Origin of the sequence: Synechococcus sp. R6-10, from assembly GCF_047461815.1 — a bacterium.
Classification (GTDB): domain Bacteria; phylum Cyanobacteriota; class Cyanobacteriia; order Thermostichales; family Thermostichaceae; genus Thermostichus.
This window is the reverse complement of the sequence record NZ_JANSHW010000321.1, coordinates 1-4,289: the sequence shown is the minus strand read 5'-3', so window position 1 is coordinate 4,289 and position 4,289 is coordinate 1. Positions and strand designations below refer to the sequence as shown.

Below are 4,289 nucleotides of genomic sequence, written 5' to 3'. Positions count from 1 at the left end.
ACACCTTGAGCTTGCAGGAGACGGTCAGGACTTGGGTCATGGTTCTATCGTAACTTCCGCATTCCTCCCGACCCTCGTCCTACGGACAGAGGGCGGGGCTCCTGCGCTAGTAAGCTGGACTTTCTGATCCTATCGCAGACGGGATCCCAGCGGAAAACGGCAGAGCCCGTGGCGCTGCCCCGACAAAATGGCCCCTGGGATCCACCGCAAAGGCAACCCCCAGCTCGATGAAGACGGGTACTGGGCTATCCCTTTGGGCAGAGCGGATGAAGTTCAAAGCCGTTATTGTTGGAAAGATTATTCAAAGACTCCCCCTGGTTTGCGCCAGCCCTGGGTTAGGCTATTGCCATCCCGGGGGAGCAAGAAACACCGCTGCTCTGCCCCAAAGTCCGCGAGTTGAGTTAAGGAAGGTTGAGGTGAAGGGGAGACTGACCTGCCATTTCCCTGTGCTGCTACTGGCCCTGCCTCTGTGGGGATCCCCGACCTGGGCCGGAGAGTATTTCACCGAGGAAGTCACCAGCCCCAGCCTGGAGATCGTTCACGGCTGGCGGCAGGAGGTGTACGGCATTGGGGTCACCATCACCAACACCAGCCTCGGCTCCTTTCGGGTGCCCTTGGAAATTGATATGGAGGATCGGACTAGCTGTGAGCGGGCCGACTTGGTGCTGACCAACAATCGCATCATGCCGATGGGATCCTTCCAAGATTGCATTCTCAACATCTTTCCCTACCTGGATAAGTTCATCAACCAAGAAGTCGCCAGCATCCGAGTCACCCTAAAAGGGCCAGCTCCCCTCCTGGAAATTCCGGTAGAGGAGTCGGATCGACTGATTTTGGCCCAGGTGGCCAACCAATCGCGGGAAGCCTTTGTTTTCTTTCAGCAGGAGTTGGCCCGTGTTTTGGAGCTGCTGAGGCAGTCGGATCCCAAGCAAAGCGAGACGGCCCCACAGCCTGGCACCCCAGTTCCGACCGCCACCCCAGCCGAGTCTGCCGCTAGCCCAGGAGATTTTGTAATCGTGGGATCCATTCGGGAAGAACGAGTGGGGGCCGGTAGCCGCCTAAGCGTGGAAGCGATCAACCGCAGCACCCGCACGGTTCTCAACGCCCGTGCTCGTTTCACCTTCTATCGGGGAGAAGAAGTTGTCGATACGCGAGTGGCAGCGTTTGAGCCCAGCGACGTGCCCCCCGGACAAAGGGCCTCCGCCAGTGTGCTGAAAACCGAGGCCAATTGGGATCGCGTTACGGTGACCTTCCAGTGGCAGTAGGGTTACTTCAGGGAGCCAAAGCGTTGCCGCGAATCAGGCTGCCCAGGGTTTTGACCGTGATCTTGAACTGCACCCAAGGGCTCATGGGCACTACCGTCTTGTAGAGGTAGCTGTCAAAGGTCATCCTCTGCACGTCCCGGTCGGCGCACATCTCCACAAAGGCTTCGCGGGTGGCATTGGAACGGTAGAACACCCGCTGCAGGATGTCCAAGACCTTGTAGGTCAGGCCGTACTGGCGATCCCAGCGCTTAAGATACAGCTTGAGATCCTCTTCGCTGGGGATGCGCGCCCCACCGTTGGAGGTCTCGACGATGGTCTCGGCGCACATGCGGCCTGACTTGGCGGCAAAATAGATCCCTTCGCCGCTGGATTTGGTGACGTATCCCGCCGCATCTCCCACCAAAGCAGCACGGCCCACCACACGGCGCGGGCGGGGATGCTCTGGGATCGGATGGGCTTCCACCTTGATCACCTGGCCTCCTCGAATCCGCTCGGCAGCACGGGCGCGGATCCCAGCTTGCAACTTTTGGATGTGGGCTTGGTTTGCCCTCATGGTGCCGGTGCCCACGGCTACATGGTTGGACTTGGGAAACACCCAGGCATAAAAGTCTGGAGAAACATCGTCCCCCACATACATTTCTGCCCGCTCTGCGTAGTAGGCCATTTTGTCGTCCGGGAGCCGGATGCGCTCCTGAAAGGCCAGCGCATAGTTGTAGTCGCCAGCACCAATGGCTTCTGCCACCTTGGAGTGGAACCCATCCGCCCCGATCACCACATCCACAGCCAAAGAACGCGGCACCCCTTGCCTCGATCCGTCGGAAAAATCGTTGTAGTGCAGGATGTAGGGATCCCGGCCATTCTGGGGGATTTCCAGATGCATTACCTTGCCGTTGATCAGCTCCGCCCCTTTTTGGTGGGCACGATTGCGCAAGAAGGCATCCAAGATCTCGCGGCGGCACATGCCGATGTACTCGTTTTCTTTTTCGAGGGCGATATCCACCTCATAGTTGGAAGGGGAGATCATCTTCATCTTGCGCACTTTGCGGTCGATGATCCCCTCGGGGAGGTCGAACTCGGAGACCATACAGAGGGGAATGGCGCCCCCGCAGGGCTTGGCGTTGTCCAGCTTCCGCTCAAACAAAAAGGTCTCGATTCCAGCTTGGGCCAGAACTTCGGCAGCAGAGGCTCCGGCTGGGCCGCCCCCCACAACAGCAACTCTCAGACTCAAGGTGCTCTCCTCGATGCAAGTGCAACTGGCTCATCAGACAGCAGGCATCCTACCACAGCTCCTCAGAAGCATTGCGGACCTTGACGAAGTGTTGCAGAGTGGAGGGCTCGCGCTCGCTGTGTTTCTACAAAAGGCCCCGCCGCATTTGATCCCAGAGGTTGAGATAGGACTCGGCTTCGGCTGAGCTCAGGGGGCGCCAGATCTCCGAGCGTTGCCAAGTGGAGATTTGCAAGTCGGCTCTGCGTTGCAGGCGTGGGGCAAGTTGAGCCAAATCCAGCGGCAAAACCGAAGGGATCCCGCTCAGATTGACCAAGCGGGGGGCAAATTCGGGATTCAAGACAAAATCAAGCCAGTCAGCCAACAGGGATCCGGAATCGGTCTGGGTTGATTCTGTGTGGGCATTGTCTTCGACGTGGGGTCGCACCCAGACATCCCACCAGATGGCGGATCCGGAGGCCGGGATCACCACTGCCAGCTCAGGGTAGTTGGCTTGGGTGGCGTAGAGATCCTGCGACCAGCCCACGGCCACCCAGCTATCGGCCAAGCGCAAGATGGGCAGGTAGTCGGAAGAGGTGTAAGTTAAAACCTGGCGATGCAGGGATCCCAGCTCTTGACGTAATTCCACATCCTCAGGGTTGAGGGGATCGTTGTAGGAGCGGCCCATTTTCTTTAGGGTTAGCCCAATCACCTCCCGCGGATGATCCGGCAGAGTCAGTTTGCCGGCCAGCTCAGGCCGCCACAGATCCGCCCAGTCCCGAATGGGCTCCCTCACCCGATCCCGGCGGTAGGCAATGGCCGTTACCCCCCAGCGCCAGGGCACACCCCAAGTCTGCCCTCCCCGGCGTGCCGCAGCTTGCCAACGGGGATCCAGATTCTGCCATCGTTCTCCCAGCAGGCTTTCCGGTAGCGGATCCAGCCAACCGGCAGCAATGGCCCGATCCAATCCGTCGGCCCCCAACAAACTCAAAGCCGCCACCGGCAGCCGCCGCCGGAACCATCCCCCCGGATCCCACCAGGCCGGATCAGCCGGCTGAACACTTTGCCGGAGATAGGCCAACAACTGATCCCGACTATCCAACAGTTGCAGCCGAAAGCGGGCCTGAGTCCTGCGGCGAAACTCGTTGAGCAAACTGGCAGGGATCCCTTGCTTAAGCGCCACGATAAGAGGCAAGTGCGCATCCGGCCCCCCACATCCTGCTGCCACCAGCCCCAGCAGGATCCCCTGCAGCAGCTCACGTCGGCTCAGCCGTATCTCGCCCACGACAGTACCGCTCCACCAGAATGAGAGCCACCAGATCATCGTAAGCCTTGGCCGGCACCCGCATCCCCTTGGGCAACAGCCGCTCCCATCCCTGCGGTGGGTGAAAATCCCAGTAGCGCTGACGGGCCTCTTGGGAGCTGTGCCGCTCATCCACCAGGACAATCTGCTGCGGGGGGAGGATCGATTCCAGTTGAGACTTCCAGGCTTGGGCCGTCGTCTGATTGCCCAGGATCACTTGCTCCGCCTGAAACTGTTGCCGGAGCGTTTGTAGTCTAGACAGCGCTGCCGCGGAAGGGACCACCTCCCGGTGTAAAACCTTCAGCTCCGTTTGCGTAAACACCTGCACCACAGCAATGCCGCATTTGTCGCGCCCTGGGTCGAAACCGATCAGCACTCGTTGGCCCTTCAGTCTTGCCGGGTGGAGTGGATCCGTCATCCCTCAGGACGCCCCGCCTGCTGAGCCCCAGAAGAGCCGGGTTGACCGGAAGCTTCTGCCATCAGAAAACTCACCCGCAATGGCCCCGCTGTGTAGATG

General features: G+C 59.8%; 4 protein-coding genes. 1 reads left to right on the top strand and 3 read right to left on the bottom strand.

Annotated elements, in window-relative coordinates; genetic code table 11:
• Positions 1-416 precede the first annotated feature (416 nt).
• A complete protein-coding gene (locus tag NW837_RS09600; protein ID WP_414331048.1) occupies positions 417-1,265 on the top strand; it encodes a hypothetical protein in 849 nt (282 codons plus the stop codon).
• Between the two features lie 7 nt (positions 1,266-1,272).
• Here the strand turns inward: NW837_RS09600 and chlP are convergent, their stop codons facing one another.
• The 3 genes from chlP to ruvX form a co-directional block, all read right to left on the bottom strand.
• Entirely contained in the window at positions 1,273-2,493 is a 1,221-nt protein-coding gene (gene chlP / locus NW837_RS09595) for a geranylgeranyl reductase (protein ID WP_414331046.1), read from the bottom strand.
• A gap of 124 nt (positions 2,494-2,617) precedes the next feature.
• Complete coding sequence (locus tag NW837_RS09590) at positions 2,618-3,754, bottom strand: extracellular solute-binding protein (RefSeq protein ID WP_414331044.1); 1,137 nt, start codon at positions 3,752-3,754, stop codon at positions 2,618-2,620.
• Positions 3,726-4,190: a Holliday junction resolvase RuvX gene (ruvX, locus tag NW837_RS09585; RefSeq protein ID WP_414331042.1), complete on the bottom strand. Its 465-nt coding sequence runs from the start codon at positions 4,188-4,190 to the stop codon at positions 3,726-3,728. Before ruvX ends, NW837_RS09590 begins: the two co-directional genes overlap by 29 nt.
• Positions 4,191-4,289: the final 99 nt, after the last annotated feature.

Bases quoted from the DNA above. Each gene is read 5' to 3' on its own strand.
- ruvX (WP_414331042.1), bottom strand. From the start codon at position 4,190: ATGACGGATCCACTCCACCCGGCAAGACTGAAGGGCCAACGAGTGCTG.